The sequence below is a fragment of the Paraglaciecola mesophila KMM 241 genome (genome assembly GCF_000315015.1).
GTDB classification, from domain to species: Bacteria; Pseudomonadota; Gammaproteobacteria; order Enterobacterales; family Alteromonadaceae; genus Paraglaciecola; species Paraglaciecola mesophila.
Genome location: NZ_BAEP01000033.1, coordinates 1 through 2,971, shown reverse-complemented (window position 1 = coordinate 2,971; position 2,971 = coordinate 1). Strand labels below are relative to the sequence as shown.

Annotated in this window: 2 protein-coding genes and 1 pseudogene; 1 reads left to right on the top strand and 2 read right to left on the bottom strand. The window is 47.8% G+C overall.

Annotated features, from left to right (window positions below; genetic code table 11):
• Positions 1-1,797 (bottom strand): xanthine dehydrogenase family protein molybdopterin-binding subunit (locus tag GMES_RS08335; protein ID WP_039986949.1); only part of this gene is annotated, 1,797 nt, incomplete at its 3' end.
• Entirely contained in the window at positions 1,794-2,258 is a 465-nt protein-coding gene (locus GMES_RS08330; protein ID WP_006992201.1) for a (2Fe-2S)-binding protein, read from the bottom strand. The genes GMES_RS08330 and GMES_RS08335, both read right to left, overlap by 4 nt.
• Before the next feature lie 438 nt (positions 2,259-2,696).
• Here GMES_RS08330 and GMES_RS08325 point away from each other — a divergent pair.
• Positions 2,697-2,971, top strand: a pseudogene (locus GMES_RS08325) (DUF6515 family protein); the annotation flags it as partial.

Genomic DNA, 2,971 nt, shown 5'->3' with positions numbered 1-2,971 from the left:
ACCCCAGTTAGCCATCTTGGCGGCGGTTTCAAGTACGTTTCGAGTAGGTTCATGGGTGATTAGGCTTAAGCGCATTTCAATAGGATCGGCGTTGGCTTCAATGGCTAGCTCGTCCATCATGGATTCACTAAAAAAGCCGTTTTGTGAAGCCCCCACAGAGCGCCAAGAGCTGACGGGGATACCCTTGGGCACGCGGTAACCGGTCACGCGGTAATTCTCTATCATGTAGGCTTGATCCCATAGGGCTTGCACTATGGTGCTATCTGGTCCGGGTATTGATACGCCTAAGCGGCCCATTTGCGATTCCATCACCGAAGGAGAGGATATTTTCATATCTAATGCACTGATACTCTTGTCCTCAGTGAGGCCTTCGAAGCGGGCTACGGCGAAAGGTCGATAACTGTCGTGGGTCATGTCCTCTTCTCGAGTCCAAGTGACTTTCACCGGCGTGCCCTCAAGCTGTTTGGCTACCATGACCGCGTAAATAATAAAGTCCATCTCTAAACGTCGACCAAAACCGCCGCCCAAATAAGTAGTGTGAATTCGAATGTTTTCTGAGTCTATGCCAGATACCCGAGAGGCTTCGGATAGCGCATACGTGGCCATTTGCGTACCGACCCATACATCTAGCTCGCCATTTTTCATCAATGCCGTGGCATTCATCGGCTCCATCGTGGCGTGAGCGAGCAATGGTGCTCGGTACTCCCGGTGTATGGTGGCGTTACCCGCTTGGCCGATGACGGCTTCTATGTCACCGTCATTACGCATTTGGCTGTCTTGATGTTCATTTGTAAAAGCAGCGACGGCCGATGCAAACAGCTCATCTGTGGTTTGCGCATACTGTGTTTTGGCCCAGTCAAAATCAATTTTCTCGGCGGCTTTAAATGCATACCAAGTATTGGTTGCAACCACTGCAACACCCACATCGCCAAGAGGTAAAATTGCTTTAACTCCTTTCATGTTCGCCGCATTATTCGCCGTATAGGAATTGCATTTCGCCCCAAGGTGCGGATTAACCTTAACGGTAGCGTAGAGCATTTCATCTTGCAGTACATCGATACCAAAAGTGGCGGTACCGGTGCACTTTTCCACCATATCCACTCTAGCAATGGGCTTACCTATTTGTTTCCACTCACTCTGTGGTTTGAGCTTTACCTCATCAGGTAACTCTATACTTGCGGCTAAGGTGGCTAATTCAGTGTAAGAAAGGCGCTTCCCGTCTTGTGCAATCACTTCGCCGTTGTCCGTTCTTAAGGTGTTTTTTGGCACATTTAACTTAGCACTCGCGGCTAATAGCAAGGCTTCTCTGGCGGTCGCTCCGGCCAAACGCATTTTTTCAAACGCATCTACGGTAGATGATGAGCCCCCAGTAACTTGCACCCCGAAAAATTTCGCCGGTACATGCATAAAGTTACGGGCCATTTTTGCCATGGCGCTGTTGTCTTGGGGGGGAATAGGCACGCCCTCCTCTAATACGGCAGCGTTGTAATAAGCATGTGCCGGCACGCCGTGATCAATGGTGACGTTTTCTACGTCTATGTCCAATTCTTCTGCCACTAATACAGCAAGTGTGGTTTTTACCCCTTGGCCCATTTCAGCTCGGGGGACGATAATGGTGACGCCGGTTGCATTTATCAGTACATAAGGTGTCAGGGCGGTATCGCCTGGGGCAAGTCCTTTTTTGAGCGGGTTAGAGTAAGGTTGTTTGTATTTATAAGTGCCAAATAGTACACCGCCCGCAATGGCTGCTGAGCCAATTACAAAGGTGCGACGGGTAATTTTACCAAGTGTACTCATGCGTTTTTCTCCCGAATATTTTGTGCGGCTGTTTTCACCGCAGCGCGAATTCTCGGGTAGGTTCCACAACGACATAAGTTCGCTGACATGGCGCGGTCAATGGCTTCATCGTCAGGGTTCGGGTTCATTTGCAACAGTGCCGCCGCCGACATAATTTGCCCAGGTTGGCAATAACCACATTGGGCGACTTGATGTTCAACCCACGCCGCTTGTACTTCATGCATAGCATCTGGCGTGCCTAAGCCTTCAATTGTGGTCACAAGACCAGATACTTGACCAACAGGAATTGAACATGAACGGGCAGGTTGTCCGTTAATATGTACAGTACAAGCGCCGCACATCGCAATGCCGCAGCCAAACTTAGGTCCGGTGATATCAAGCTCGTCACGTAACACCCAAAGTAGGGGCATTTCGTCATCTACGTCCACTTCGTGAGATGTACCGTTTACGTTTAACTGCATGTGAGCGCCTTATTTCTGGTCATTTATCTTTAGAGTAAATTAACTTGCTACAAAAAAGTAATCATATCTTGTGATTGGCGCTAATTGCGCGGTGACGAAAAAATTAATGTGCAATCCGTAAAGGTGTAATGCAAACGCGAGTAATGCACCGGATTGTATTTAAAAGGCGTTTCTTCATGTTTCAAGAAGGCGCGAGCTCACGTCGACATTGCCCGTTTAGAATACCTTGCCCTCGTTAGATATTTTCGCTGTTGCGGAAGTTGCTGTTGTAGAACGTTACCGTTATTGACGTTAAAGCAGAAAGGGGTGTGAAAGTTAAGAAAAGTTAAGAACTACAAAGTTTGCGTAAAGTAACAGGCGCAGGGCGTTGCAGTCAGTTTATATTCAGTTTTGCAGCCTAGTATCGGCCCTAACAGAAATCGTTATTAAGGAATCACTATGAATATGAAATGGTTATTACCCTTGGCTGTTAGCTTAATTGCTTTACCAACCTTGAGTCTGGCACAGCATAAAGACGAGCGTCATAGTCGTGATGTTATTGAGAAGAGAATACTAGATAACAACGTCGCCAAGAGCAAAGTGGTGGTTAAAGAAACCGTTGTTCGCCGTTCTCCCGAGCACAAAACAGTGATACAGAAGACCGTTGTACGGGCACCGAAAGTGCATAAGCCCGTAGTAAAAAAGCGTGTGATATATAAAACCGGGGCGCTAGT

What these genes read in the sequence shown, in the direction of transcription:
- GMES_RS08330 (WP_006992201.1), bottom strand. Translation starts at nt 2,258, where the DNA reads ATGCAGTTAAACGTAAACGGTACATCTCACGAAGTGGACGTAGATGAC.